A 26,403-nucleotide genomic window follows, 5' to 3' on the forward strand; every position below is an offset into this window, starting at 1 on the left:
CGCTCCCGGCCTACCGGGAAATGTCTCGCTCGTACCGGTCGGATGTGGTTACGCCCGGGTTGAATTCCGGTGAACCGCTTGCGAAACGCATCCCGATAACAGACTCTGGGTCATAAGTTAACGACTGAGCGTTATCAGATGCGGACCAGTAAGGGAGCCGCCGGGTGGACCAACCGCGTGCGGACGACCACACAATCTGCCCCCCACCGCACGACGAACAGGACGCTGACTCTCCCCCCACCGACCCCGCGACCGTTTCCGACGACACTGACGCCCGGGAACAGCCCGCTCCGCTGTCGGACTGGCGCCGCGGCTACCGCGAGGTGGTGCGCGTGCGCGAGTTCCAGGCGATGTGGCTCGCCCACGCCCTGTCGATGACGGGGAACTACCTCCTCAACCTCGCGGTGACGGTGCTGGTGTACCAGCAGACCTCCTCCGCGATGGCGGCCGGGGTCACCATGGCCCTGACCTTCCTGCCCCAGATCGTCGGCGGCCCTCTCCTCTCCGGGCTGGCCGACCTGTTCCCGCGCCGGCGCGTGCTGCTGGTCAGCGACATAACCCGGGCGGTGCTCGTCTCCGGGATCGGCATACCCGGACTGCCCCTGTGGGGTATCTGGGCCCTGCTGTTCGCCTCGATACTGCCCCTGGTGCCGTTCAGCGCTGCCCGGGCGGCGCTCCTCACCGAGGTCGTCCAGGGGGAGCGTTACATCGCCGGGTCGGCCATCATCAATATCACCTCCCAGGCGGGGACCCTGGTGGGCCTGCTCAGCGGAGGGTGGGTCGTCGCCATGATCGGCCCGAACTCGGCCGTCATGTACAACGGGCTGACGTTCCTGGTGTCGGGTCTCATCATCTACGTGGGGGTGCGCGCACGCCCCTCCCCGCGGCCCGACGGGGACGCGGGTCCCGGCCTGTGGCGGATGACCCGGGACGGGACCCAGCTCGTGTTCCGCGATCCCCGGCTGCGCACGCTCGGCCTTCTCGCCTGGTTGGCCGGCCTGTACATGGTTCCCTACGGGCTCGCCAACCCCCTGGCCGACGAGATGGGCGGCGGCGCGGTGACCGCCAGCCTGATCATGGCCGGTCCGTCCATGGGCGCCGTCGTGGGTGGTTTCGTGCTGACCCGACTGGTCACGCCGCACACGCGGATGCGGATGCTGGGCCCGCTGGCGGTGGCCGCGTCGCTGCCGCTCACCGTCTGGTTCCTCCACCCGCCCCTGTGGCTGGTGGTGGTGCTGTTGATGATTTCCGGTATGACCGCCGCCTACCAGTTCGTCGCGAACGCGGCGTTCGTGCTGTGCGTTCCCGCCGACGGGCGCGGCCTGGCGTTCGGTCTCGTCGCGGCGGGATTGCAGGCTGCCCAGGGGATCGGTATCGCCCTGGCGAGCGTTCTCGCCGAGACCGTGGCGACCCACACCATCGTCACCGTCGCGGGCGTGCTCGGTGTGGTGTGCGCCCTCGGGTTGGCCCTGTCCTGGTCCCGGTGGTGCGACGGGGCGATAGCGGCGATGGACGCGACGGAGGAGGAGACCGGGTGAGCGGCCCTCGGACCTCAGACGTTGTCCTGCCGGCCCTGGGCGTTGCGGATGAGGCGTTCCAGCAGCGACGCGTCGGCGCCGCGTTCCGGCATCACCAGCCACGCGATGATGTACAGCAGGACACCGCTGCCGACGAAGAAGGTGAACACGGCGAACACCAGCCGGACGAGGTTGGCGTCCACGCCGAGGAACTCCCCGATTCCGCCGCACACGCCGGTGAGGAGACGCTGGTCGGTGCTACGGCGCAGGCTGCGCTTCTCGAAGTTCTCAGTCATACCTCCAGCGTGCCGCCTCACCCCGTCTCGTGCCTATCGGGAAGCCCCCTGGCACGCCCCTGAACCACCCCTGACCGAGGTGTACGGACGGCGCGTGTCGCCCCGCCGGCCCGAGGGCACCGGAGAGAGGGCGGGCGACGGGGTCCGGGGCCGGGGTGTCCGCGTGGGGGGCCGCTCCCGCTGGGGGCGAGCGCCTCAGGGGTGGCGGCCTCTCAGTTCGGGGCGTGTTCCGGGAGCCACGTGTCGGCCCACCGGCTGAGTTCGGCGACCACATCGGAGAGCGCCTCCCCCTTGTCCGTGAGCCGGTACTCGATCCGTACCGGGGTCTCGTCGTGGACGACGCGCCGCACGATGCCCTCCTCCTCCAGCTCCTTGAGGCGCTGGGACAGGACGCGGTGCGACATGGCGGGCCAGGCCGCGGCGATGTCGTTGAACCGGGTCTCCCCGGCCAGGAGCGCGCGCACGATCGCCCCCGCCCACCGGCGCCCGATGATGTCCAGCGCGGCGTGGTAGCGGGGACAGGACGCGCTGTCGCCGGGCCGCAGCCGGGACGGCTGCCGTTCGTTTGCTGCTCTCTCACCCATACCTTTGAGGTTACCAAAAATAACCCCGTTGACACAGGTAACCGCAACCAATAACTTACTCTTCGCAACTCGGTATAACTATGTAACCTACTTCTCGGTCGGTACCGCGCCCGGAGCGCGGCCGACCCCGAAACGGAAGGGAAGCTCCGGCATGGCCACAGCCACCGACTCCTCTCCACATCCCGCCCCCGACCGCGAGCAACGGGCACCGTGGAAGAGCTGGCTCGCCGTCCTCACCGTAGCGGTCGGGATCTTCTCCCTCGTCACGGCGGAACAGCTACCGGTGGGGCTGCTGACCTCCGTCGGGTCCAGCCTGGACGTGTCCGAGGGCACGGCCGGCCTGATGGTGACCGTCCCCGGTATCGTCGCCGGCGTGTCCGCGCCGCTGGTACCACTGCTGGCGGGCTCGCTCGACCGTCGGTGGCTGCTGGCGGCGCTGATGCTCCTCATGGCGGCGGCACACCTCGTCTCCACCGTCGCCCCCAACTTCGCCGTGCTCCTCACGTCCCGCGTCCTGGTCGGGCTGAGCATCGGCGGGTTCTGGGCGATCGCCGGCGGGTTGGCCACCCGGCTGGTTCCCCAGCGGTCGGTGGCCAGGGCCACCTCCCTCGTCTTCAGCGGGGTGGCGGCCGCCAACGTGCTGGGGGTTCCCATGGGCACCCTCATCGGTGAACTCGCCGGCTGGCGCACCGCCTTCGCCGCGCTCGGCGGGCTGGGCGCCGTCGTCCTGCTCGGCCTGCTCGTGCTGCTGCCGCACCTTCCCGCATCCGAACCCGTCCGGGTGCGCGCCCTGGCGCAGCAGTTCGGCAACACCGGGGTGCGCCGCGCCGCCCTGGCCACCTTCCTCGTGGTCACCGGCCACTTCGCCGCCTACACCTTCGTCAGCCCCGTCCTGCAGCGCCTCTCCGGGATAGACAGCGGGATGATCAGCCAGCTCCTCCTGGTGTACGGCGCCGCCGGGCTGGTCGGGAACTTCCTCGTCGGCGCGGCCGTGGCCCGCGACGTCCGGCGCACCATGCTGACCATCAGCGCGGCACTGACGGTCATCCTCGTACTGTTCCCCCTGCTGGGGGGCAACGGGATCGGCGGCACGGTCCTCCTCGTCCTCTGGGGGCTGGCCTTCGGCGGTGTGTCGGTGAGCCTGCAGACCTGGGTCATCAAGGCCGCGCCCGCGGCGGTGGAGGCGGCGACGTCCCTCTACGTGTTCGTGTTCAACACCTCCATCGCCCTGGGTGCCCTGCTCGGCGGGATCGTCGTCGACAGCCTCACCCTCACCGCCGCGCTGTGGTTCGGCGGGGCACTGGTCCTGCTCATGGGTCTCACCGCCGCGGGGTTGCGCAAAGCGCAGCTGGCGAGCACCGAGAGCTGAGGCCGGACGCGCGGCAGCGTGTGTGGCGGACCGGGACTCCGGACCGCCACACACCAGCGGGAAAGGGGCCACGTGACCGGCTCCCGGACCGCCTCTATTGCTGTGCGACCACAACGCAACTGAGATACACTTCCCCGCAGTGGCACACCCCGGACACTCGGGACCTGTGCCGCGGGCCCTTAGCTCAACTGGCAGAGCAACGGACTTTTAATCCGTGGGTTCAGGGTTCGATCCCCTGGGGGCCCACCACAAAACCCCAGGTCAGACCGCATTCAACCGGTTCTCTGGCCTGGGGTTTCGTTGTGTGTGTGCTCCATGTGTGCTCATCAGTCTGGAGCTAGTCGCCGTCGCAGGTCAGACCCTTCTCTTACGGCTGCGATCCAGCGGCAACAGGGCCGCGGTTGCCTCAGCGGCCTGGTGGGCGACCTCGGGGAACACGTGCTGGTAGGTGTCCTGGGTGAAGCCGGTAGTGGCATGGCCCAGTTCGGTGGACACAACCGTGACATCGACTCCGGCAGCCAGACTCAGAGAGGCGGCCCCGTGGCGTAGGTCGTGCAGCCGGATCGGGGGCAATCCCGCCTGCTGGGCCAGACGGTGGAACAACGCACTCACCCAGGCGGGATACAGAGGCGCTCCCGCAGAGTGGGTGAACACGAACCCACTGTCGTTCCATGCCTGGCCCACCTGCAGACGTTCGGCAGTCTGAGCGGCGCGCCAGTGCGTGAGCACTGTCGTGGTTTCCGTGTCAAGGGTGATGGTGCGCTGCCCGGCGCTGCTTTTCGGAGTGGTGGACACCGTGTCCCATCCCAGCTGCACCGTTTGGGAGCAGATATCGATGGCCTGATCGTTCAGGCGGGTGTGCTGCCAGACCAGACCGACCGCCCACCGCGACGTAGGGGGTTCTCCCGGATGGAGGCCTTCGCCGGTGACCGGGCACCCACCACGAGAGGCTGAGCGCGCTCATCGGCTAGGCGCTGGCCGATCCAACGGTCGAAGCCACCTGATTCTCGGAGCTCTGTGGGCTGCGGCGGAGTCGGTGTCATCATGACGAGCTCTTGCTGGTCTCTGATGGTGGTAGCACGCGCACGCTTCTCCGCGTATTCCTTGTCTTTTCCCTTTCGTTTCCCTTCCGCAACACCACTAGTGGTGGTGCTGGCCACCGGCCCACAGCACCCCGGCGGGGAGAGCCGAACCCGACAGTGACCCACACGAGGCACCCACCGCGGGGACACACCACCACCCCGCCCCCTGGACACCCGGGACAAACCCTCGGTTATTCCCGTGGCCGGAGCTGAACACACCCCGGACTCCCGCGGGATAACCCTAGTGCTGGTCATCGTCCTACGCCGTTCCAGACCACCGCGATACCCCCGCCCGTGGCCAGACACCCCGACCACGGTCACCCCAACCACGAACGGCACGGGGGGTGGGTGCGGAACAGAAGACCGTATGTTTGAGTGCTTCCTGAACCGAAACTGAGAACACTCTGAGAGATCCCGTGAGCCGCAGGGGTTCTCACCCCCCGTCCCAGGAGGCGCCCCACCCCTCTTCTCTTCGTGTGCCGCCGGCCCATGTGCGATCCCACCACCATCCACGGTGCTCGCGTTGCAGCCCCCGGGCGGTGGTGTCTCGCACCGCACCGCCGGCACGCCGTTGCCCTCGTGCTTGTCGCACCACACGTGTGGTGCGACAACTCCCCCACGCGCGACCAGGTGAGGACAGACATGCCCGCACCCGCACACCCGCGAGGGTGGCTCGCTTCGATCGCGGTGGCCACCGCCGCCGTCACGACCGCAGCGCTGCTGCACACCCCCGCCCACGCCGAACAGAACAGCAGCCCCGACACCCAGGACGTGCCGTCCGGCGATTCCTGGCAGCCCGACGAGGAGGTCGACCGGGACCCCTCGGGTGGCGAGCCGCCCGAGGAGGACTGGAAGCAACCCCACGAACGCGAGGCCGACCAGCAGGACGGCCTGTCAGCCCAGGACACCGACATCGACGCCGAGGATTCCTGTGATGATGGCACCAACCGCGGCGTCCAGGACCACTACCCCCTCCAGCGCCACCAGATCAGCGACCGCCTGGAACTGGACGTCAACCTGGAGAACGGCAACACCGTCCTGCGCCACCGCGAGCTGACCATCCCCGGCACCGGCATCGACCTGTCGCTGTCCAGCGTCTACAACAGCCAGGACCTGGGCACCAACGGGTGGAAGCTCAACACCGGCACCGACGTGGGCCTGGACTTCATCACCGACTCCGACGACGTCGTCTTCCGCGGACCCTCCGGGTTCTGCGAGACCTTCACCGACCAGGGCGACGGGACATTCGCGTCTCCGGAGGACATGGAAGCCGACCTGGAGGAATTGGACAACGGCCGCTACGCCCTGACCTTCCACCAGGGCCCCTACGCCGACCAGATGTGGACCTTCACCGCCGACGGGTGGCTATATGCCCAAAGCGACCACAACGGCAACACCACCACCCTCAACTACGACGACGACGGCCTGATCACCTCCATCACCGATGACCAGGACCGCGTCACCGAACTCGACTGGCACCAGAACCGCATCGGACTCACCGAGATCACCGACCCCACCGGAGCCACCGCCGCCGACTACTCCTACAACGCCGACGGGCAACTCACCGAAATCACCGACCGCGCCGGCAACGACATCACCTTCGCCTACGACGACAACAACCACCTGTCCGAGATCACCAACGCCCGCGGCCACACCTGGAACCTCGACCACGACACCGCGGGCCAACTCACCGAGCTGGACCAGCCGGTCACCGGAGACGAACGCGCCGTGACCACCTACGACCACGGCGAGGCCGAAACCGAGGTCACCGACCCGCGCGGCAACACCTCCACCCACACCTTCGACGAGCAGGGCCGCCAGGAAGAGGCCACCGACCCCGAGGGCAACACCCGCTCGACCACCTGGACCGCCGCGGCCTCGGTGGCCGCCGCCACCGACCCCGCCGGAGCCTCCACCACCTACGACTACGACGACCTCAACAACATGGTCGGCACCCAGCTGCCCTCCGGCGCCGAATACCAGATCGGATACGCCGATTCGGCCAACCCGCACAAACCCACCTCCATCACCGCTCCCGAGGAGGAGGTGGAGCTGGACTACGACGACCGCGGCAACCTCACCCAGATCCGCCGCCCCGGCGCCGAGGAGCCCGAACAGAGTCTGGAGTACAACAACAACGGCACCCTGGCCTCCCAAACCAACGGCCAAGGCGCCAAAACCGAGTTCTCCTACGACGAGGACGGCAACCTCACCGAAATCGACCAACCCGACCCGCTGGGCACCACCAGCTTCACCTACGACGCCCTGTCCCGGGTCACCAGCGTCACCGACGGCAACGGCACCACCCTCGAGTACGCCTACGACAAGCTCGACCGCGTGGTCGAGATCGTCCACGACGGCGACATCCGGCAATCCACCGAATACAACCCCAACGGCGACGTCACCGCCACCCACACCCCCCAGGCCACCGTGGCCCACGCCTACAACAAACGCGGCGAGGTCGCCAACACCGGCCGCGACGACGGCCAGGACCACGAGTCCTACGACTACACCTACGACCAGGCCGGCAACCTCACCTCGCTGAGTGAACACGGCGCCACCACCGACTACGCCTACGACACCGCCAACCGGCTGACCACCGTCACCGACGACTCCGGCGGCGAGACCACCATCGGCTACGACGAGGCCGGCAACCGCGACGAGATCACCTTCCCCGACGGGGCCACCCAGAGCCTGGACCACAACGAGGCCGGGCTCCTCACCGAGTCGGTGATGGCCAACGCCGACGGTGACACCCTGGCCGAGGCCGCCTACTCCTACACCGACGACGACGGCCAGGACACCACCAAGCTGCAGTCGCGCACCGTCAACGGCCAGAGCCGCGAGTTCACCTACGACGAGCGCGGCCGCCTGACCAGCGACGGCCACACCGACTACACCTACGACGAGGCCGACAACCTCACCTCCGCCGGCGACACCGACTATCAGGTCAACAAGGCCGACCAGGTCACCGAGGTCGATGACACCGAGCTGGGCTACGACCAAGCCGGCAACCTCACCGAGGCCGGCCAGACCGACATCGACTACAGCCCCACCGGCCAAATGGTCGACAAGGACGCCGGCAACTCCGCGTCGGACCTGCAGGTCAGCTACGACACCGCCGACTCCACCCAGCGCCGCACCATCACCCAAGGATCCGGCGACAACCAGACCGAACACACCCTGACCAACACCGCCCTGGGCATCTCCAGCATCGAACAGGACGACGGCGACCGCACCCGGTATGTGCGCGACCCTGAGGGCCGCATGCTCGGCATGATCACCGGCGGCCAGCGCTACAACGCCGCCACCGACGCCCAGAACTCCACCCTCGCCCTGGCCGAGGACGGAACCGAGTCAACCGATCCGGACGTGGCCTACGACTACACCCCCTACGGCCAAACCGAGACGGCCACGGCCGGCAGCGGCGACCAAGCGGCCCAGACCAACCCCTTCACCTACACCGGCGCCTACGAACTCGACAACGGCGACAAAGCCCTCGGCCACCGCTACCTCTCCCAACGCACCCACCGCTTCACCCAACAAGACCCCTCCTGGCAGGAAGACAATCTCTACACCTATGCCGAATGCGACCCCATCAACAAGAGCGACCCCAGCGGACTGTGGGTTGGATGCGCAGTAAATGTCACTGGATTTTTCGTATCGGCTATCGGATACGCGGGCGCTGCATGGCCTTTGGCAATTGCCATCGGAACGGGAGGCGCAGTCGCCATGCCAGCATTTCTATTCGGCGCCGCTGTCATCGGAGTGGGAGTAGGGGTTTATGGGATAGCAACTGCTTGTTAGATACATATATAATCTACATAAAAAGCTTTCCAAAAAAGAGGAAATCATGACAGCCGGAATAGTAGCAATTGCATTAGGAGGTTTTGCTATGGCCGGATCCTGGAGGATCTGCATCCTGGCTCGCCAAAACCATAAGCCCGATAATGCAGAGACGATCGCTTGGATAGCCTTGGGAACTACCCTTCTTGTTGTTTCCGCTCTTGCATTGTTCCTTATAGAAACGTAAAGAGCGGACAGTTATCACCGAACGCTGCACCCAGCAGGGCAGACCCCCTCCTGTCAGGAAGACAACCTGTACGGCTACGCCGAATGCGACCCCATCAACAACAGCGACCCAAACGGGTTGCTAACTTCTTGCCAGTGGTCAGCAATTGGGTTCGGAGTCACCACAGTAATTGGAATTGCTGGCATCGCGGCTACACTCGGAACCGCGGGAGCCGCCGCTGGCCCAAGCGCTGCAACACTGGGCTGGAGTCTTGGACTCTATAAAGCCGGACAGGGATACGCAATGTTTGATGTAGTCCGCAACTGCTACTAGCAACAGTGATCCAGTGAAGAGTTTTGGTTAACGGTGCGGACTGACGAGAGAGTTCGTTGACCACCCTCTCGTCAGTCCGCTTACGTGTACAAATTCTCTCATTTAGCGAAACAATTACACACAAACCATCCAGTTGTGAAGCGATAAATCTCAATGCCAGATAAAAGTCTTTATGCGGGATCCTCTTTAGGGGTTCTTTCGATTTCCGTTGCAGCCTCAATTCCAACAATAAGAGGGTTTGCGAATGAGGAAATTTTTGTAAAGATATATCCAACGATATCTTTTTTTTGTTTTTTGATCTCTATAATAATTTCCGCTTTCTTGGGATATCTTTTTTTAAGAAAAAGGTGAATTCGTCTCAGCGTAGCGGTATCACCCAAGGAAGCGGTGACAACGCCGCCACCCAGACCCTGACCAACACCGCCCTGGGCATCTCCAGCATCGAACAGGACGACGGCGACCGCACCCGGTATGTGCGCGACCCTGAGGGCCGCATGCTCGGCATGATCACCGGCGGCCAGCGCTACAACGCCGCCACCGACGCCCAGAACTCCACCCTCGCCCTGGCCGAGGACGGAACCGAGTCAACCGATCCGGACGTGGCCTACGACTACACCCCCTACGGCCAAACCGAAGCGACCACGGCCGGCAGCAGCGACCAAGCGGCCCAGACCAACCCCTTCACCTACACCGGCGCCTACGAACTCGACAACGGCGACAAAGCCCTCGGCCACCGCTACCTCTCCCAACGCACCCACCGCTTCACCCAACACGACCCCTCCTGGCAAGAAAACAACCTCTACACCTACGCCGAATGCGACCCCATCAACAAAAGCGACCCCAGCGGACTTTGCGCAGGCACAGCCTTCTCATTCTCTCTTTCCATGTTCGGCATTGGGACACTCGCCCTTTGGGGAGGACCTCCTGGGTGGGTTGCCACAACTGTAACTTGGAGTGTGGCCTTTGCAAGTGTCTTTGTGGGTGCGTACCAGACAGCTAGGGCCTGCAGCCCTTACGTATAGGAGGGTGTATGAGTGGCACCGGAAAAGAGCGTCGTGGGCGCCGTATGTGGCCATACTCAATGGCCATGTCTCTCGCCGCTATCGTGAGCATGACGCTGCCGAACATCCTGTTCTCGCGTCCGCCTACCGTGGTCGAAGTTCTGGCAATTGCCATCATCTTCCTTGGGCTTACGTTTCTGGCTTTGAGGATGAGGGCGAGAAAAGAGTGAAGTGCAGATAATAAGGCGATGGGGAACCGGTACCCTTCACCGAGCGCTTCACCCAGCAGTACCCCTCCTGGCAGGAGGACAACCTCTACGGCTACGCGGCCTGCTCCCCCATCAACAAGAGCGACCCGAGTGGGCTCAACCCAGTTTGCCTGCTCGGAGGTGCTGCGCTAACTGGCCTGAGCTTCCTCGTCATGGCGAATGCTTGGAACCCGCTCGGCTGGGTTGCGGGAAGCCTAGGGGTAGCCCTGACTCTCATGTGTATCGGATACTCAATTTGGCAGCATGCCTCAAAGAGGCCCTAAAAGCCAGTCGGAAAGGCTGTCGGGGAAGTGGTCGGTCACATTTTCTGCAGATCCGTTGACGGATGTAAAGCAATAGTGTGCGACCACTTCCCCGTCGAGGTATCCGGCTAGTGCTCTGGTGGGATACGAAGCGCAGGCCCAAGCGACTCGCCTTGTGTCGCTAACAACTAGATCGCACAAGGGTGCGTAGACGTTAAACTCTAACGGGATTTGAGGAAAATGGAACAAGTGCTTATGCTTGCTGGACTCGGTTTTTTGTCAGTGGGATTCATTCTCGGGATTAGCATGTCGGTTTTTGATAGGGAGAAGCGATCCAAGTTTGCTGTGGTTCTTTGCGTGATCGTATTCTCGGTGGCACTTGCATTCTCCTTCTTGTCTTTCTTGGTGAAATATTGAGATGATCCCAGCGAATTTCACGCCAGCCGGCCATGTTCCACATACGTGAGAACGAGCGCAGCTCTGGCGGTGTCGCCGATGCGGCTCGGGGCGGCCTTGACGTGCTGCAGCAGCCGCCACCGCTGGGGCAGCAGCGCGAACCCGCGCTCGCCCAGGCTTCGCAGCCCTCGCTGCAGCCAGTTGAACGCCCGCGTATCGGCCGCCAGGGTCTGGCCCTGATCCGGGCGTTTGACCGGGGTTATGACACCGATGCCCGCACCGTCGTATACCGCATCGGCCAGCGTGGGCAGGCCGCGGGCCGCCGCGACGTAGAGGGCGGCCCGCGCTACAACGCCGCCACCGACGCCCAGAACTCCACCCTCGCCCTGGCCGAGGACGGAACCGAGTCAACCGATCCGGACGTGGCCTACGACTACACCCCCTACGGCCAAACCGAGACGGCCACGGCCGGCAGCGGCGACCAAGCGGCCCAGACCAACCCCTTCACCTACACCGGCGCCTACGAACTCGACAACGGCGACAAAGCCCTCGGCCACCGCTACCTCTCCCAACGCACCCACCGCTTCACCCAACAAGACCCCTCCTGGCAAGAAAACAACCGCTTCACCCAACAGGACCCCTCCTGGCAAGAAAACAACCTCTACACCTACGCCGAATGCGACCCCATCAACAAAAGCGACCCCACAGGACTTTGTTCAGCAGGTGCGACTTGGAGCCTTGCCACAGGCCTTGCGAGTGTGGGCGCGTGGATCTGGTGGGGAGGCCCCGTAGGCTTCATCGGGGCCACAGTCGCCTTTACTCTCGCAGGGGCTGCTGCGATAACAGGTGCCATCCAATTCGGAATGGCGTGCGGACAGAGAAATGTCGCCTAGCAAAGGACATATACGGGGCGCCAATCTCGCCCCGCACGAAAGGAACGCCACTTGAAAAATACTCCACCCAGGTGGCCCTTGATATTCGTCTTTGGACTTTCATATCCGATAGGGAATATCTGCTCTTACATCCTGCACGGGCGCCCAGCGATCATCGGTGAGCTTGTAATCGCTCTTGCAGTTCTCATGATGCTCTATGCAAGCTACTGCCTTGGATTTTCACAAGGGAAAAACTCAAAGAGCCCAAGTGCATAGCAATATGCAGCTAGACCACACTGGAAAGACCTGCACCAGAAATCCCCACCCTTCCGGGCAACAGGAACTGACATCGCCTCACCTGCACACAAGAGGCTTATGAGACGAAGAGCATCCCGCGGCTCCAGGCCGCGAACAAGAATGCAAGCCCCCGGAATAGCATCCAGAATATTTCTAGTTCTTTCGATGGCCTCGGCTGCCTGGCGTATGACATGGCAACCTCCGCCTGAGGATTCCAATGACCCTCTTTTCTGCTGCTTGCATTTTCTGATCGCCATGAGCACTGCTCTCATATTTCGGGAGCGCGAAAAAAGCGCGAAGGAGGAAAGGCAAGGGCACTGGAGGTTGGAGCTTCCTTCTCTGGCATGGCGTTCATGGTTCTTGTCATAATTTCAATTCTCACATATTGAAGGATGGTTGTGTTCCATAACTAGGGCTTCAGTCAAGCTCTGTGGTCCAGCTCAGGATCAAGTTCGGACTCTCCCGCCGGCCAGTAACGATCCAGAGCCGACGTGCCCGCGTCGATGAGATCATCGACGCGGGCGACGTGGTTACTCCGCGCAAAACGCCATCGAGAGCACCCAGGCCGGGGAGTTGAATTCGTTCGGTGACACAGGTACGCACCAGTTCCTCGACGGGGCGGTACCGGCCTGGACGCGGCCATCACCTACGACACCGCCGACTCCACCCAGCGCCGCACCATCACCCAAGGATCCGGCGACAACCAGACCGAACACACCCTGACCAACACCGCCCTGGGCATCTCCAGCATCGAACAGGACGACGGCGACCGCACCCGGTATGTGCGTGATCCGGACGGGCGGATGCTGGGCATGATCACCGGCGGCCAGCGCTACAACGCCGCCACCGACGCCCAGAACTCCACCCTCGCCCTGGCCGAGGACGGAACCGAGTCAACCGATCCGGACGTGGCCTACGACTACACCCCCTACGGCCAAACCGAAGCGACCACGGCCGGCAGCAGCGACCAAGCGGCCCAGACCAACCCCTTCACCTACACCGGCGCCTACGAACTCGACAACGGCGACAAAGCCCTCGGCCACCGCTACCTCTCCCAACGCACCCACCGCTTCACCCAACACGACCCCTCCTGGCAAGAAAACAACCTCTACACCTACGCCGAATGCGACCCCATCAACAAAAGCGACCCGAGTGGGCTCGTCACTGCAATGGACGGTGCCTGCGCAGGTCTAGCCACAGGTATCTTCATTGCGACTGGTATTGCAATGGCCACCGGAGCTGGCACTCCAGTCGGGATCATACTGTTCGCGGCAGGAGGTACAGTGACCTTGATCTGTGGCGCATACATTTTGGCTACCTATGCGGCAAGTCAGGCGTAGGCAACGGATATTGATCGCGCCCCGCACTCGCTGCGGGGCGCTTCAGTCCCCTTTAAAGAAGGTTACTAGTGACGACTGTATACCTAATTCCTGTGCTCATTGCCTGGATTGCTATATGTTCAGTCGTATGGCTTAAATACGACTGGAAAGATATTCCTCTCGTGTGGAGTATTGCTCTCTATGGAACTCTTGTGCTAGGTGTACTTGTGGCGGGTGGAATTTTATTCCAGTTTTTTATGTATGGTTAGGTTTCGCTGCAATCTCGGCTCTTCTTGTGCTGCTCATGGACAATTTAGCACGATGAGCCGCCGGTCGACTATATTCAAGCCATCAGGTGGCTCTCTGGCTGGTCCTGCTGGAACTTTTGTTGGATACAAGGAAGCTGTGCGGGGCCTTGAGTAATATGCAACCGCACCCACATCGGCGTGTGTCCGCGCGCCCTGAATTTCCCCGAGTTTTTTTAGAGACTCTCTATCTGTGCTGTGACCTGCAGTTCCTGGATATTCTGGGCGCAGCAGGAGGCTTTGTCGATGGAAATATAGCGTACGCATTTTATTGAATTCCCCTTTTCCTTACCTGGGATACATTTTCCGGTCGAGGAGAAAGACTAAGTTGGCAGGAGCCATGAGAAGCTTCATTTTTGGTGAAACACGATTTGCCACTGTCATCTCTATTTTGGTATTGGTGATTTCCACACTCCTTGCGGTTGCCTACTGGGAATGCAATCCCACCTCTACTTTTATTTCTTCTCTATTTTGGGAGTGGTTTCGTTTGTTGTCTTCTTGCTCCAAGTAAACAGGAAGATTAATAAGTAGGTCGGGATCCGTGGCCTCCGTCCCGGAGGTGGCCTACGACTACACCCCCTACGGCCAAACCGAGACGGCCACGGCCGGCAGCGGCGACCAAGCGGCCGGAGACAATCCCTTCACCTACACCGGCGCCTACGAACTCGACAACGACGACAAAGCCCTCGCCCACCGCTACCTCTCCCAACTCACCCACCGCTTCACCCAACAGGACCCCTCCTGGCAAGAAAACAACCAATACACCTACGCCCAATGCGACCCCATCAACAAAAGCGACCCGACTGGGCTCAACGCATGCAATTTCGTCACTCTGGTAGGGATCGTTGCCACTGCCGCAGGGCTGATGGGGTTCTACCCCGTATCCCTGATCCTGGGAATCCCCGCGGCAGCGGGCGGGGTCATCTGTATTGGAATGTGGATTTGACAAAGAGGGGTAGCAGCAGCTTAATGTTTAGGCTACGTAAAATCTGCCGCTACCGGGCATCTGGTGCTATTTCTGGGCACCCGGCGTTCGTTGCATAAAACTACACTAAAATCTGGATGGATGGCTTGGTTGATAATTTGTCACTTGCGTCCATAGTTATCTTCCTGGTTGCTTTTGCGCTCATGGTGGCATATAGAACTAAGAAGAAAGAGATGGAAGGGGTGTACCGGAAGGGAATGAAGAGTGCGATTGTTGCGCTAATGCTACTTGCGCTGTCTGCTGTCGTGGCATCGATAGTGCTGGCGCCCTGAGTCGTGGGTTCGTGTGCAGTGCACGGTGAGGGCTTCGAGGCCCCGGCCGGCGATCTTGGCCCACAAGAAGGGCTTGGGGTCGTGTTCCACTCGTTGATTCGCCGAGGGATGTCGCGTTCTGACTCCGCGGCGTTGCGGTGTGTGGGGCCGAGTGGTGGAGTTCTCGGCAGGCCAGTTCGGCAGACCAACGCTTGTCTAGTGTCCTGATTGGTTAGTTGGTTTTGGGATGCGTTTGCAGTACACAGCGATACTGTCGAGGATATCCTCGGCCGTTTTGGTCCACACATATGGTCGGGGATCCTCGTTCCACGCTGCCGCCCAGTTGCGGATGTCCTTCTCCAGCGCTTGGACGCTTCAGTGGCTAATGAGGTTATGGCAGTGTGGGGAGCCTCCCGCGGTATCCAGGCGATGAGCCAGAACTGCTGACAAATATTCCGCAAATGGGAGTCCTTGGGGTAATGGTAGACGCTTCGCTTCACGGCAGACCACTACTCGCAGTACACCTCAGCTAGAAACCCAAGTGGGGCAGGTTTCCCTGCCCCACTGGACCAGAGAGGAAAATGCAAGTTCTCGAGATATCATCCAGTAATATCTAATTATTTCGATGGTGTTTTTAGAAATATTAAAACAAAAATTCCTTCAATCCGAGAGGGGTTTGCAAAATACCCTGCTGGGCTTTCCTTGTGGCATCGGTTATAGTTGCCATTCTGCCGTTTCTGGTTAATTGAAATAAAAGTTTCATATCATCGGAATTTTGAGGGAACATTCCCGGTTTTGGGGAGATTGGAATTCCCTGAATCTTTCGGAGTTGGATTTCTGGAGTCTGGGCTACGTGACCTCAAGGAGGACATCGTGGATGCTCTGCTGATCTCCGCCGCAAGGTATTGGACCTGGTCGAAGCAGGTACTCCAGTGCTGCGCACCCGAAGCGGTGCCGTTGGCACGGTTGGTGGCGGTGGCCGGTCCTCGGAGGCGGGTGGAGGAGTCCTTCCAGCAGGGCAAGGGCCTGGCCGGGAGATGAACGAACACCAGGTCAGAACGTGGACTTCGTGGCATCGGTGGATGCCTGCTGGCCATGACCGCCTGCGCCTTCCTCGCCCTGTTCCGGGCCCGGGAACTGCGCCACCACCCGGTTCCGAGCGGGGTGATCGAGCTGATCTGCAACGAGATCGCCCGTCTGCTGGAGGCGCTGTTCCCGCCCGAGTTCGATCTGGAGCACGTACTGGCGTAGTCGGTGTTCAGACGCGTCCATCAAACACACACTCGACGCTGCCATTACCGGAGACAGACGGCCCAAGAATCATGACAAACCGGAAGTCCAACTGGAGTACCGGGGCGAACCCGTTCACCTACACCGGCGCCTACGAACTCGACAACGGCGACAAAGCCCTCGACCACCACTACCTCTCCCAACGCACCCACCGCTTCACCCAACACGACCCCTCCTAGCAAGAAAACAACCTGTACGGTTACGCCCAATGCGACCCCATCAACAAAAGCGACCCCAGCGGACTTTGCGCAGGCACAGCCTTCTCATTCTCTCTTTCCATGTTCGGCATTGGGACACTCGCCCTTTGGGGAGGACCTCCTGGGTGGGTTGCCACAACTGTAACTTGGAGTGTGGCCTTTGCAAGTGTCTTTGTGGGTGCGTACCAGACAGCTAGGGCCTGCAGCCCTTACGTATAGGAGGGTGTATGAGTGGCACCGGAAAAGAGCGTCGTGGGCGCCGTATGTGGCCATACTCAATGGCCATGTCTCTCGCCGCTATCGTGAGCATGACGCTGCCGAACATCCTGTTCTCGCGTCCGCCTACCGTGGTCGAAGTTCTGGCAATTGCCATCATCTTCCTTGGGCTTACGTTTCTGGCTTTGAGGATGAGGGCGAGAAAAGAGTGAAGTGCAGATAATAAGGCGATGGGGAACCGGTACCCTTCACCGAGCGCTTCACCCAGCAGTACCCCTCCTGGCAGGAGGACAACCTCTACGGCTACGCGGCCTGCTCCCCCATCAACAAGAGCGACCCGAGTGGGCTCAACCCAGTTTGCCTGCTCGGAGGTGCTGCGCTAACTGGCCTGAGCTTCCTCGTCATGGCGAATGCTTGGAACCCGCTCGGCTGGGTTGCGGGAAGCCTAGGGGTAGCCCTGACTCTCATGTGTATCGGATACTCAATTTGGCAGCATGCCTCAAAGAGGCCCTAAAAGCCAGTCGGAAAGGCTGTCGGGGAAGTGGTCGGTCACATTTTCTGCAGATCCGTTGACGGATGTAAAGCAATAGTGTGCGACCACTTCCCCGTCGAGGTATCCGGCTAGTGCTCTGGTGGGATACGAAGCGCAGGCCCAAGCGACTCGCCTTGTGTCGCTAACAACTAGATCGCACAAGGGTGCGTAGACGTTAAACTCTAACGGGATTTGAGGAAAATGGAACAAGTGCTTATGCTTGCTGGACTCGGTTTTTTGTCAGTGGGATTCATTCTCGGGATTAGCATGTCGGTTTTTGATAGGGAGAAGCGATCCAAGTTTGCTGTGGTTCTTTGCGTGATCGTATTCTCGGTGGCACTTGCATTCTCCTTCTTGTCTTTCTTGGTGAAATATTGAGATGATCCCAGCGAATTTCACGCCAGCCGGCCATGTTCCACATACGTGAGAACGAGCGCAGCTCTGGCGGTGTCGCCGATGCGGCTCGGGGCGGCCTTGACGTGCTGCAGCAGCCGCCACCGCTGGGGCAGCAGCGCGAACCCGCGCTCGCCCAGGCTTCGCAGCCCTCGCTGCAGCCAGTTGAACGCCCGCGTATCGGCCGCCAGGGTCTGGCCCTGATCCGGGCGTTTGACCGGGGTTATGACACCGATGCCCGCACCGTCGTATACCGCATCGGCCAGCGTGGGCAGGCCGCGGGCCGCCGCGACGTAGAGGGCGGCCCGCGCTACAACGCCGCCACCGACGCCCAGAACTCCACCCTCGCCCTGGCCGAGGACGGAACCGAGTCAACCGATCCGGACGTGGCCTACGACTACACCCCCTACGGCCAAACCGAGACGGCCACGGCCGGCAGCGGCGACCAAGCGGCCCAGACCAACCCCTTCACCTACACCGGCGCCTACGAACTCGACAACGGCGACAAAGCCCTCGGCCACCGCTTCGCCCACTTCTGGCAGAAACTCCAACCCAACCAGAAGACGCACTGACAGATTCACCTTGCGTCAAGGTCCTTGCCTTCGACGAGTTCGTTCGCGTCGGATGCCCTAGAAAGACTGCTGCACCGCGCGACACGTCCGGTATGGACCACGACCACCCGCGCGTACGCCCGGACGTGGAACACCGGCCTATCACTGATGGGCCGGTAGGGAGTCAAGAGGCGGATACCGTTTCGGCCAGCAGCGCTTCCCGGTTGGCGAGGATGAACTCTTTCAACGCGGCTGGCTTCAGGTCGATCGAATCCAGCTCCTTACCCCGCAGCTCTACCCGGTCCAGCTCGTAGCCGCCTCGTGCGGGATCGCTGAACTCTGCCCCGCTGCGGGTGGATTCGTCCAGTGTCGACAGCCGAGCCACGAAGAAGTGCTGCACAGCCACCCCAACCTCCGAGGGCGTGCTGACGAGGAAGACCTGCGAGGTCCCGGCCGCTGTCGCCCCCAATTCTTCAGCAAGTTCGCGGTGCAGGGCTGCCTCAACCGACGTATCGGTTTCCTCGACACTGCCGCCGGGAGTGGTCCAGTACGGTGCCTGTTCTGGCTTGGTCCGTTTAATCAGCACCAAACGCCCGTGAGGATCAATCAGGATCGCCCGTGCCGCGCGCTTTCCCACCGCCACGGTCAAATGTTCTGTCATGGCTGGCCAGCCTACAGCGATACCCGACTACATGACGGCACATCCCACGAGGCCATCAACAACCGGGCCCCTATTTTCCGAACAAGAAACCTATTAGGGCACTTATGACAGAAAATTTACTCCGTACCATCGGCTCTTGCCCTTATGAACACCACCCCTGACCTGTGTGCTCCATGTGTGCTCGGTGGTTACGGACACTGACAGCATGAAGCAACACCGAACAGCAGAAAACGGCATATGCGCTGGGATGATTTAACACCAGTTGACACGCATCACCCCCGGACACTCCCTACTGAGTTTTCTTTTAATCCGTGGGTTCAGGGTTCGGTCCCCTGGGGCCCACCCATACGCCGGTGACCGCAGGTCAAGGACCAGGCACCACAGGAACACTCAGACGATTGTTCCGTGGCGGTACGCATCCAGTACACAGGAGCCAGGGGCTACCGCTGCCCGCAGCCCTCCCATCGAGTCCGGCCGGACCCAACGCACCGGGGATAACCCCGATCGCGCCAGTTGCGGATGCGGAGCGGATCGCCGCGCTCCGCCGCGGAAGCCAGCGCGCCCTCCGGCTGTCCGCCAGTGAGCGGCTCCAGCCCAGTGGCCACGGATGCGGGGAACCGGAACCGTGCGCCGTCGAACCGAAGCACGGTCAATGCCTTCCCTCACATGGATAGTGAGAATGGTTCCGTCCGCACCCGGAAACGGGGTGTTTCACAGGTGCCCGGGACGCCGGGATCACTCCCGGTCCGGCAGATGGATCCGCCACGTGCTGTTGTCCGGGCTGTACAGGTAACCATCCGGCTCCGCCACGACCGCGAGTCCGACGACTTGGGTGGTGGCCTCCGGGGGGATCTCGTCCGCCTCGGACATCACGTGCTCACCCGGCGCCTCGGAGCCCACGTCCTCCGGGAGGACGCTGTCGATATCTCCGGGCACGGACTCTCGTACCCGTTCGCCGTCGACAAGCTCGCCGTCGGCATCGGCGTAGCGGCCGAGAGGGAGCAGTTCCAACGGCTCGCTGCCCGTGTTGGTGATGGTCAGATCGACCGCGGCGAACAGGTGCTCCGCAGGCTCCGTCACGAACACGGGACCCTTACCGTAGTCGTGCGCGGTTCCGGTGACCTCCTCGTAGTACCGCACGTCATCGACGGTGAGCTCGTAGCGGTGACTGTAGGAATCCCGGATATAGGCATCCCGAACATCAGCCGAGTCACCGACCTCCAGAGTCTCGAAACCCGACTCCCCGCCACCCTTCTCCCCATCGCCACCGCTCCGTCCCCGAACGGAGCCCTTGCCAGCACCCTCGTCGAGTTGACGCACGGTGTAGGCCCCAGGGCCGAACCACCCCACGACCAGACCGACGACCAGCGCCCCTGCCACCATCCCTGACCACGTCCACGTGCCCATAACGCTCCATTCCCACGTTTCCCGGACACAGGCGCACAGTCGACCTCACAGGTTCCCGACGGCGCGGTTCCGGGATGAGAAACAGCGGAGAAGGACGCCCGGGGAACTGCCGTTCTCGATGCCGGATGGCGGATGTGGCAGGGCGGCGCGTCCGAGTTCCCGGTGAGGATACTGCCGGCGCTCGAAGCGGTGGATCCGGCCGTGTTTCCTGGGAACTCTCGGACTCCCGTTCCCAAACGATCTAAAGACCTTGACAGGTACATGTACGTACATAAAAATTACAGCGTTGTTACGCGTCCAGCCACTTACGAATCGTGACGTGATGATCCCCCCGTAACCGCGTATGGCGACCATGTTCGCCCGCACTCTCTCCCGACCGAGAGCGCACCGCAGGAGTACCGGCCCCGGACAGACCCACGTCCCGGGGATACCCCGGGACGCTGCCCCGCGCCCTCGCGGCCACCGCGAAACCCGTCTCCCCTGACCAGTCCACCGGCCCGACGGGCCCGGTTGGAACCGCTCATCATGAACGAGTTAAGGACCCGCCATGCACTGGCTCTATCTGGCGCTCGCCGTCGTCTTCGAGATCACGTTCGCGCTCTGCGCGAACGCCTCGGAGGGATTCACCCGGCTGTGGTACTCCGTTCTCACCCTGGTGGTCGGCGCCGCCGCCACGTTCTCTCTCAGCCTGGCGCTGATCACCCTCGATGTGGGTGTCGGGTACGCGATCTGGACCGGGCTCGGCTCCGTCGGCGTCGTCCTCCTCGGCACGATGCTGTTCAAGGAGCGCCTCGACTGGCGCAAGGTCCTCGGTATCGCGGTCGTCGTCATCGGCGTTGTCGGCCTCCAGCTCTCGGGAAGCTGAACGGCCCGGCACGACCGGCACAACCGCTGACCGGCAACCGACGGCAACCCCCGCGCGCCGGCAAGGAGACACGAGATGACGACGTCGCCGAACCAGCCTGACCACGCCACCCACAAGAGCAGTCCACGGCAGACCCGAGCCTGGGCCATACTCCTGATCGCCGGAATCTTCGAGATCGGCTATGCGGTGAGTACCGGCGGGAGTGAGGGTTTCACCAACGTTCCCTGGTCGATATCCGCGGCGGTGTTCTTCTTCCTCACGGTGTTCACGCTCAGTGTCGCCCTCAAGGTCATCGACGTCGGCCTCGGATACGCCGTGTGGGTCGGCATCGGCGCCTCCGGCGCGGCGATCGTGAGCGCGTTCCTGTTCGACGAGCCGCTCACCCCACTACGCCTCTTCTGGATAGGCATGATCATCGTCGGCACGATCATCCTGAAACTGACCGAGAGTTCTGAGCAAGGCGAAATATCCGAAGCTACCGAACAACTCGCGGAGTCGGACAACCGAGCGTGACCGATATGCTCGGCCCCCTTCTCCCCGATTCTCCTCGACCCGGTGGGAGAGGTCCGCTGAGCGGTGGCATCCGAGGCGACACCGGTGTTGGAATCCGACAAAATCAGTGGTCACCTACCGAATTCCATGAACGGTAATGTATCATGACAAACGCGTAACGATAAGCCGTACTGTCGGCAAGGACAACAGGCGACCAGGAAGAAACACTTCACTGCGCGCTACCATTCGGCAGGCCCGTGCGCTCACCGAGCCTGCCGAAGGTGCCTCTGGGAGGACGGTCATCGATCACGACACCCCGCCCCACGTTCCCGCCGCTCGTGACCTGACAGCGGACGGCGTGCTATGGACTCGTACCGTGGCCCTGTACTCCCAGGTCGACAGGGAGGTCGCGCGCGCCCTGCACCGGCGGTTCGGGCTCTGGCTCTCCGAGTTCCTGGCCTTGGCCGCGTGCGCGGCCGCGCCCTGTGGTGAGATGCGCATGCAGGACCTCACGGACGCGGTCCATCTCAACCAGAGCTCGGTCAGCCGTTTGGTCGGTCGCCTCGAACGGACCCAGCTGACCGAGCGGCGGATCTGCGAGTGTGACCGGCGCGGTGTGTACACCGGCATCACCGAATACGGGCTCAAGGTTTTCCGCGAAGCCGCTCCCGTCTACGAGGCCGCGCTCCGGGAGGCGTTCCAGCGCGCCAGCGCCGATCCCCATCTCGCCCCGGTCGTACACGCCCTCCGCAACGCCGAGATCCCCGACACCGCCTCCGAGACCACCGCTCCGCCCCAGTAGGCACCCGCGGCGGGAGCCCGTCCGGATACGCCCGCCCCACCTCGGATCGGGACGCCACCGAGGGGACACGGACGCGGGGGCCCGCCTTTCCCGCACAGGTGTCGGGGGCGGTTCACGGTGGTGGTCGCCCCCGCTCGGAAAAGGCACCTCGTGCATGTCCGAGCTCCGGGGTCACTCCCGGTCCGGGAGCTCGATCCGCCACGTCTCGTTGCCTGAGCCGTACAGGTATCCATCCGGCTCCGAGACGGCCACGACCCCGACGGCCCGCTCAGTGGTGTCCGGGGGGATCGTGCCCGTAGCGGGCAGCAGGTCCTCACCCGGCGCGTCGGAACCCACGTCCTCCGGGACGACCTCGTGGAAGGTTCCGTCCCCGGACTCTTTGACATCCTTGCCCTCGGAGACCTCACCGTCGGCGCCGACATGGCGGGCGAACCCGAGGCGGCTTATCGCGTCGCTGCCTGTGTTGGTGATGGTCACGTCAACCGCGGCGAACAAGTAGTCCTCGGGTTCCGTTACGAAAACGGGGTTGTCCTTGCGGTCATCGCCGTAAGCGGTCCCGGTGATCTCCTCGTAGTACCGCACGTCGTCGACGGTGAGCTCGTAGCGGTCGCCGTGCATGGTCCGGATGTCCGCCGAGTCGCCGACCGCCAGCGTTGCGACGTCCGGCCCGCCGGCGCCACCCTGCCCCCTCTCGGACTCCTCACTCCTGTCACCAGGAGCTCCTTCGAGTTGCTGCGAGGCGTACATCCCGCGGCCGAACCAGCCCGCAACCAGTCCGAGAACCAGCGCCCCTGCCGCGGCAGCGAGCCATGCCCACTTTTTCATGGTGCTCCGTTCCACGATCCCCGGACATGAGGCGCACGGCCGCCCTCGCAGGTTCCCGGCGACGCGCTTCCGACAGCCCGTAGCCCAGGATCGCGGAGCGCGTGACACGCCGGAACGGAGGCATGCACGGCCTCCCGTCACACCCCCGGCTACGCGTCCGCTCGTCCGAGGCGCGCGGAGGCAGGGACATGTGTCCCGGATTCCGGCGTCGAGCGTGGAGCTGGCTCCGCGCTCGGCCGCCGAACGTGACTGCGGCTCAACACTCGATCAGACCCTGGAGCCGGATCCGCCTCGTGTCTTGAGGAGCTTGGAGATCCCGGCTGCGCCCAGGAGGACGGCGCCGATGATCAGTGCCCACTTCAGCAGGCCCATCAGCAGGCTGAAGAGCCACCCCGCGACAAAGACAACGGCGATTGCGGCGACGATGATCAGGAGTATGCGTCCCATACCGCCAACCGTACGGGGCGGTACGCCCCGAAGTCAGGGCCTCGAGGAGAGATCCAGGGTCGCCTCAGGGGTGATTCAGGGACTGTCCCGGTGCCCTCGGAGGGCCGGTGGTCCGGCGGCACCCGGACGGCAGCGTCTCCCCGGGCGTTCCGTCAGTGGTTCCTGCCATGCTCGACACGCCATGCGCGACGGATGGGGAGAGCTATGTCCAGTACCAATGTGGCGGTCCCGGGTGTGCTCGCCGTCCGTCTATGCGAAGGGGCCCGGGCCATTGGCGTGAGGATGACCTGCGCCGGGTGGTGGCCGAGCTGGGGTGGCAGTGGCCGGACAGCGAGACCGCCACGTGTGGGAAGCTCTTCCTGGAGACCGGCCCGGACACCGAAGACGCCTGGCTCAGGCCGGTCGGGAAGGTGGAGCGTTCCCACGTCAACGGAGAGCAGTATGTGGAGCTCAGCGTCGAGCTCGGCCGCGACGGGGGAACCGACAGCGACAAAGCCGACATGACGGACTCCACGGCACCGCGTTGCCAGGGAGACCACGTCCGAGTCGGGGAACAGGAACTCCCCTCCCCCGACTCCGCTCCATCACCCGGTGCACGATCCGGTTCCTCTGGGGCGCCCTCAGAGTCCTGCCGTACCCAGGGAGCAGCACCCGGTGACTACGACGCCATACGTGTTTCGTCACGGATCCTGCCGAGTGATTTCGTGAGAGCCTCCATATAGATCTCCGCCTCCCTCTCATCGGAAAAAGAGGAGTCATAACGCGTTTCCGCGAGCTGCACCACGATCAGCGACAAAATATTACTGAAGGACTGCACAGAAACGGTAAGCTGCCCCAGCGAAGCGGAGAGGCCCCTCAAAGGGTATATTTCATTTACAACCTGATGCAGCCTTTCTTCATGCTCCTGAAAATCCCTTTGCGCATCACGAAGACGCTCCCTGATATCCTTCTGCTTCCTAATGAGACTAAGAAAAGATTCAGCAACCTGAAGCCACGCATTCCTCCTGGCATTTTCCACTCGCTCTTCCAGTTCTTCCATATTTCTCACGCACTCCTCGACCTCTTCTAACGCCACCTTCCGCTGCGCTTCTCTTCGTTTCTCCTCAGCGGTGAGTGTGGAGATATCGCCCGATATTCTCGCGCGCGATCCCTCGACAGTCTTCCTGACTACTGCTACCCTCGTTCGCAGTTCCTCCGCCCCTCGCCCGAGTTCCTCTATCTCCTGTTTAACGCCATTCTGGTAGGCCGGACCCGTCATCGAACCCGGTTTTATACTACGCAACGCTTCCAGGTGAGTGTCCGCGAACTGGTACAGGGAATTTCCTTCGCTCTTGGCGTTCGGGACAAGGGTGTGCAGGATTCCGTCAATATGTCCACGCATGTCATTAAAACGTGACGTTTCCCCCTGTTCACCTGCAATCTGGGTCGATAGCTCCTCAATCTTTCCCAACGCCTGGAAAAAAATTGAACCCATTTTCAGGAAACCTTGTCGAATTTGCTTTTTATTTTCTTCGACAAGTCTTTTTGGGCCGACTCTTTGTCGTAGTCCCGGGCCCCGTTGAACTGGTTCTCTATGGTCTGGGCCGCCTGCACCACACTCTCGGCGCCTGTTGCCACGTTCTCAGTGTATATCTCACGAAGGTCACCAGAGCTAAGTTTCCCCTGCAATGCGTCGTGCTCGACGTTTTCCAAACGCTTACGCAGCACATTCCACGCATTCGACACCTCCTGCGCGGATTGTGCTGCTTTCTCAACCTTAGCGGAGAGGCTTTCCATTCCGGTAGAAAAATCTGTGAAGGCCTTGACGCCATTGTCCAACTGGGCCTTCTGTGTCATTATGTCCCTTTTTGTATCAACAAGCTTGGACAAACTCAATCCGCTGGCAATAGCACCTGCGGTCCCAGCCACGACGCAGGATACTCCCCCAACGATCAGCAGAGTCGAAGCACCACCGGTAAACAGCTCCCCAACCGCCCCCAAGAGTATCATCGCGACACCACCGACAATCAGGATGCCACTCGCCACCGCAGCAACCGATTTGCTGTCGATTTCATCCTGAACATCTTTCAATTTTTTCTTCAGGTCCTCAAGCGCACCTTTATCCCCTTTGGTGTAGGAATTTAGTTCAGTTGCGTACGTGGTGATATTCCCCGCGGCGGATGAATAGTCCTTCTGTAGAGAGTTGAGTTTATCAACGAGCCCTCGGGTTGATTTATTGTAATAATCCGTCCTTTCTATTATGGTCCTCAGGCGCGTTGCGAACTTTTCCTTGCTGTCTTCCTCCAGATGCTTTTTCAAGTCTTTCTGTATTTCATAGAACCCTCGTATATCCTCAATCGTCCCGATAATCAGGGGATGAGTTTTGAACAAATATCTTTCTGCTATATCCTTGTCCCGCTTTATTTCCTCATTGAATTTTTTCTCGATTGTTTTTACTTTATCTGGCACCCCGTCTCCAAGATCAATCAAGGATTGCCGCTCAATTGCGAGTGACGCGGCCTGCAGATTGAGCCCTTGGGAAGACTGGTTCTTCAGCACCTCCTTTCCTTTGTCCTGATCCTTTTTTATTTCCTGAGAAATTTCACTGGACACGGC

General features: G+C 62.0%; 24 protein-coding genes, 1 tRNA gene and 3 pseudogenes. 16 read left to right on the forward strand and 12 right to left on the reverse strand.

The window, feature by feature from the left end:
• Nucleotides 1-164 precede the first annotated feature (164 nt).
• Nucleotides 165-1,538 carry an MFS transporter gene (locus tag FHX37_RS16190; RefSeq protein ID WP_394344504.1) on the forward strand — a complete coding sequence of 458 codons (1,374 nt, stop codon included), beginning with the start codon at nucleotides 165-167 and terminating at the stop codon, nucleotides 1,536-1,538.
• A 14-nt stretch (nucleotides 1,539-1,552) separates the two neighbouring features.
• On the opposite strand, the gene FHX37_RS16195 is transcribed toward FHX37_RS16190, so the two are convergent.
• Together FHX37_RS16195 and FHX37_RS16200 are read right to left on the reverse strand one after the other, a co-directional pair.
• Entirely contained in the window at nucleotides 1,553-1,813 is a 261-nt protein-coding gene (locus tag FHX37_RS16195) for a PspC domain-containing protein (RefSeq protein ID WP_141924683.1), read from the reverse strand.
• Nucleotides 1,814-2,025: 212 nt separating this feature from the next.
• A complete protein-coding gene (locus FHX37_RS16200; protein WP_141924684.1) occupies nucleotides 2,026-2,397 on the reverse strand; it encodes a winged helix-turn-helix transcriptional regulator in 372 nt (123 codons plus the stop codon).
• Nucleotides 2,398-2,548: 151 nt separating this feature from the next.
• On the opposite strand from FHX37_RS16200, the gene FHX37_RS16205 reads away from it, so the two are divergent.
• Both FHX37_RS16205 and FHX37_RS16210 read left to right on the forward strand, forming a co-directional pair.
• Nucleotides 2,549-3,766 (forward strand): MFS transporter, encoded by a 1,218-nt coding sequence (locus FHX37_RS16205; protein ID WP_141924685.1) that lies wholly within the window; start codon nucleotides 2,549-2,551, stop codon nucleotides 3,764-3,766.
• A 173-nt stretch (nucleotides 3,767-3,939) separates the two neighbouring features.
• A tRNA-Lys gene (locus FHX37_RS16210) sits at nucleotides 3,940-4,015 on the forward strand.
• A 105-nt stretch (nucleotides 4,016-4,120) separates the two neighbouring features.
• On the opposite strand, the pseudogene FHX37_RS16215 reads toward FHX37_RS16210, so the two are convergent.
• Nucleotides 4,121-4,687: pseudogene (locus FHX37_RS16215) on the reverse strand (tyrosine-type recombinase/integrase); the annotation flags it as partial.
• An 803-nt stretch (nucleotides 4,688-5,490) separates the two neighbouring features.
• Here FHX37_RS16215 and FHX37_RS16220 point away from each other — a divergent pair.
• The 3 genes from FHX37_RS16220 to FHX37_RS16230 all read left to right on the forward strand — a co-directional run bounded on the left by FHX37_RS16220 (nucleotide 5,491) and on the right by FHX37_RS16230 (nucleotide 10,424).
• Nucleotides 5,491-8,655 carry an RHS repeat-associated core domain-containing protein gene (locus tag FHX37_RS16220; protein ID WP_141924686.1) on the forward strand — a complete coding sequence of 1,055 codons (3,165 nt, stop codon included), beginning with the start codon at nucleotides 5,491-5,493 and terminating at the stop codon, nucleotides 8,653-8,655.
• Nucleotides 8,656-9,540: 885 nt separating this feature from the next.
• On the forward strand, nucleotides 9,541-10,215 hold the full coding sequence (locus FHX37_RS16225) for an RHS repeat-associated core domain-containing protein (RefSeq protein ID WP_141924687.1): 675 nt from the start codon (nucleotides 9,541-9,543) through the stop codon (nucleotides 10,213-10,215).
• A gap of 8 nt (nucleotides 10,216-10,223) precedes the next feature.
• Nucleotides 10,224-10,424, forward strand: a complete 201-nt coding sequence (locus FHX37_RS16230) for a hypothetical protein (RefSeq protein WP_141924688.1) — start codon at nucleotides 10,224-10,226, stop codon at nucleotides 10,422-10,424.
• 715 nt (nucleotides 10,425-11,139) lie between these two features.
• Here the strand turns inward: FHX37_RS16230 and FHX37_RS22940 are convergent.
• A complete protein-coding gene (locus FHX37_RS22940; RefSeq protein WP_342777631.1) occupies nucleotides 11,140-11,472 on the reverse strand; it encodes a transposase family protein in 333 nt (110 codons plus the stop codon).
• Between the two features lie 51 nt (nucleotides 11,473-11,523).
• Between FHX37_RS22940 and FHX37_RS23670 the strand changes: the two genes are divergently transcribed.
• The 3 genes from FHX37_RS23670 (at nucleotide 11,524) to FHX37_RS16245 (ending at nucleotide 14,840) form a co-directional block, all read left to right on the forward strand.
• Nucleotides 11,524-11,994, forward strand: coding sequence for an RHS repeat-associated core domain-containing protein (locus FHX37_RS23670; RefSeq protein WP_246062415.1), 471 nt, complete (start codon nucleotides 11,524-11,526; stop codon nucleotides 11,992-11,994).
• 1,058 nt (nucleotides 11,995-13,052) lie between these two features.
• Nucleotides 13,053-13,610, forward strand: coding sequence for an RHS repeat-associated core domain-containing protein (locus FHX37_RS16240; protein WP_170181602.1), 558 nt, complete (start codon nucleotides 13,053-13,055; stop codon nucleotides 13,608-13,610).
• An 825-nt stretch (nucleotides 13,611-14,435) separates the two neighbouring features.
• Entirely contained in the window at nucleotides 14,436-14,840 is a 405-nt protein-coding gene (locus tag FHX37_RS16245; RefSeq protein ID WP_170181603.1) for an RHS repeat-associated core domain-containing protein, read from the forward strand.
• A gap of 506 nt (nucleotides 14,841-15,346) precedes the next feature.
• Here FHX37_RS16245 and FHX37_RS23675 read toward each other — a convergent pair.
• Nucleotides 15,347-15,505 (reverse strand): annotated as a pseudogene (locus FHX37_RS23675) (IS630 family transposase); the annotation flags it as partial.
• A gap of 555 nt (nucleotides 15,506-16,060) precedes the next feature.
• Between FHX37_RS23675 and FHX37_RS24225 the strand changes: the two are divergent.
• From FHX37_RS24225 to FHX37_RS16255, 3 genes and pseudogenes are all read left to right on the forward strand, one after another.
• Nucleotides 16,061-16,456: pseudogene (locus FHX37_RS24225) on the forward strand (IS701 family transposase); the annotation flags it as partial.
• Nucleotides 16,453-16,599 (forward strand): hypothetical protein, encoded by a 147-nt coding sequence (locus tag FHX37_RS22955; protein ID WP_170181606.1) that lies wholly within the window; start codon nucleotides 16,453-16,455, stop codon nucleotides 16,597-16,599. The pseudogene FHX37_RS24225 and the gene FHX37_RS22955, both read left to right, overlap by 4 nt.
• Before the next feature lie 245 nt (nucleotides 16,600-16,844).
• Nucleotides 16,845-17,045, forward strand: coding sequence for a hypothetical protein (locus FHX37_RS16255; RefSeq protein ID WP_141924688.1), 201 nt, complete (start codon nucleotides 16,845-16,847; stop codon nucleotides 17,043-17,045).
• A gap of 715 nt (nucleotides 17,046-17,760) precedes the next feature.
• Here FHX37_RS16255 and FHX37_RS16260 read toward each other — a convergent pair.
• From FHX37_RS16260 to FHX37_RS16270, 3 genes are all read right to left on the reverse strand, one after another.
• On the reverse strand, nucleotides 17,761-18,093 hold the full coding sequence (locus FHX37_RS16260; RefSeq protein ID WP_342777631.1) for a transposase family protein: 333 nt from the start codon (nucleotides 18,091-18,093) through the stop codon (nucleotides 17,761-17,763).
• 400 nt (nucleotides 18,094-18,493) lie between these two features.
• Entirely contained in the window at nucleotides 18,494-18,970 is a 477-nt protein-coding gene (locus tag FHX37_RS16265; RefSeq protein WP_141921530.1) for an NUDIX domain-containing protein, read from the reverse strand.
• Between the two features lie 735 nt (nucleotides 18,971-19,705).
• Complete coding sequence (locus tag FHX37_RS16270; RefSeq protein WP_141924692.1) at nucleotides 19,706-20,377, reverse strand: DUF4352 domain-containing protein; 672 nt, start codon at nucleotides 20,375-20,377, stop codon at nucleotides 19,706-19,708.
• 547 nt (nucleotides 20,378-20,924) lie between these two features.
• Here FHX37_RS16270 and FHX37_RS16275 point away from each other — a divergent pair.
• From FHX37_RS16275 to FHX37_RS16285, 3 genes are all read left to right on the forward strand, one after another.
• Nucleotides 20,925-21,242: a DMT family transporter gene (locus FHX37_RS16275; protein WP_141924693.1), complete on the forward strand. Its 318-nt coding sequence runs from the start codon at nucleotides 20,925-20,927 to the stop codon at nucleotides 21,240-21,242.
• A gap of 75 nt (nucleotides 21,243-21,317) precedes the next feature.
• Nucleotides 21,318-21,755 carry a DMT family transporter gene (locus FHX37_RS16280; protein WP_141924694.1) on the forward strand — a complete coding sequence of 146 codons (438 nt, stop codon included), beginning with the start codon at nucleotides 21,318-21,320 and terminating at the stop codon, nucleotides 21,753-21,755.
• A 355-nt stretch (nucleotides 21,756-22,110) separates the two neighbouring features.
• Nucleotides 22,111-22,536 carry a MarR family winged helix-turn-helix transcriptional regulator gene (locus tag FHX37_RS16285; RefSeq protein ID WP_211351851.1) on the forward strand — a complete coding sequence of 142 codons (426 nt, stop codon included), beginning with the start codon at nucleotides 22,111-22,113 and terminating at the stop codon, nucleotides 22,534-22,536.
• A gap of 171 nt (nucleotides 22,537-22,707) precedes the next feature.
• On the opposite strand, the gene FHX37_RS16290 is transcribed toward FHX37_RS16285, so the two are convergent.
• Together FHX37_RS16290 and FHX37_RS16295 are read right to left on the reverse strand one after the other, a co-directional pair.
• The gene (locus FHX37_RS16290) at nucleotides 22,708-23,361 is read right to left on the reverse strand and encodes a DUF4352 domain-containing protein (protein WP_141924696.1); all 654 of its coding nucleotides are present in this window, start codon (nucleotides 23,359-23,361) and stop codon (nucleotides 22,708-22,710) included.
• A gap of 267 nt (nucleotides 23,362-23,628) precedes the next feature.
• Nucleotides 23,629-23,808 (reverse strand): hypothetical protein, encoded by a 180-nt coding sequence (locus tag FHX37_RS16295; RefSeq protein WP_141924697.1) that lies wholly within the window; start codon nucleotides 23,806-23,808, stop codon nucleotides 23,629-23,631.
• 251 nt (nucleotides 23,809-24,059) lie between these two features.
• Between FHX37_RS16295 and FHX37_RS16300 the strand changes: the two genes are divergently transcribed.
• Nucleotides 24,060-24,530 carry a hypothetical protein gene (locus FHX37_RS16300; protein WP_141924698.1) on the forward strand — a complete coding sequence of 157 codons (471 nt, stop codon included), beginning with the start codon at nucleotides 24,060-24,062 and terminating at the stop codon, nucleotides 24,528-24,530.
• On the opposite strand, the gene FHX37_RS16305 is transcribed toward FHX37_RS16300, so the two are convergent.
• Both FHX37_RS16305 and FHX37_RS16310 read right to left on the reverse strand, forming a co-directional pair.
• Complete coding sequence (locus FHX37_RS16305; RefSeq protein ID WP_141924699.1) at nucleotides 24,467-25,282, reverse strand: hypothetical protein; 816 nt, start codon at nucleotides 25,280-25,282, stop codon at nucleotides 24,467-24,469. The genes FHX37_RS16300 and FHX37_RS16305 overlap by 64 nt on opposite strands.
• A gap of 2 nt (nucleotides 25,283-25,284) precedes the next feature.
• Nucleotides 25,285-26,400, reverse strand: a complete 1,116-nt coding sequence (locus FHX37_RS16310) for an HBL/NHE enterotoxin family protein (protein ID WP_170181607.1) — start codon at nucleotides 26,398-26,400, stop codon at nucleotides 25,285-25,287.
• Between the last annotated feature and the right edge of the window lie 3 nt (nucleotides 26,401-26,403).

Origin of the sequence: Haloactinospora alba (genome assembly GCF_006717075.1) — a bacterium.
In the GTDB taxonomy this organism is placed as follows: Bacteria; Actinomycetota; Actinomycetes; order Streptosporangiales; family Streptosporangiaceae; genus Haloactinospora; species Haloactinospora alba.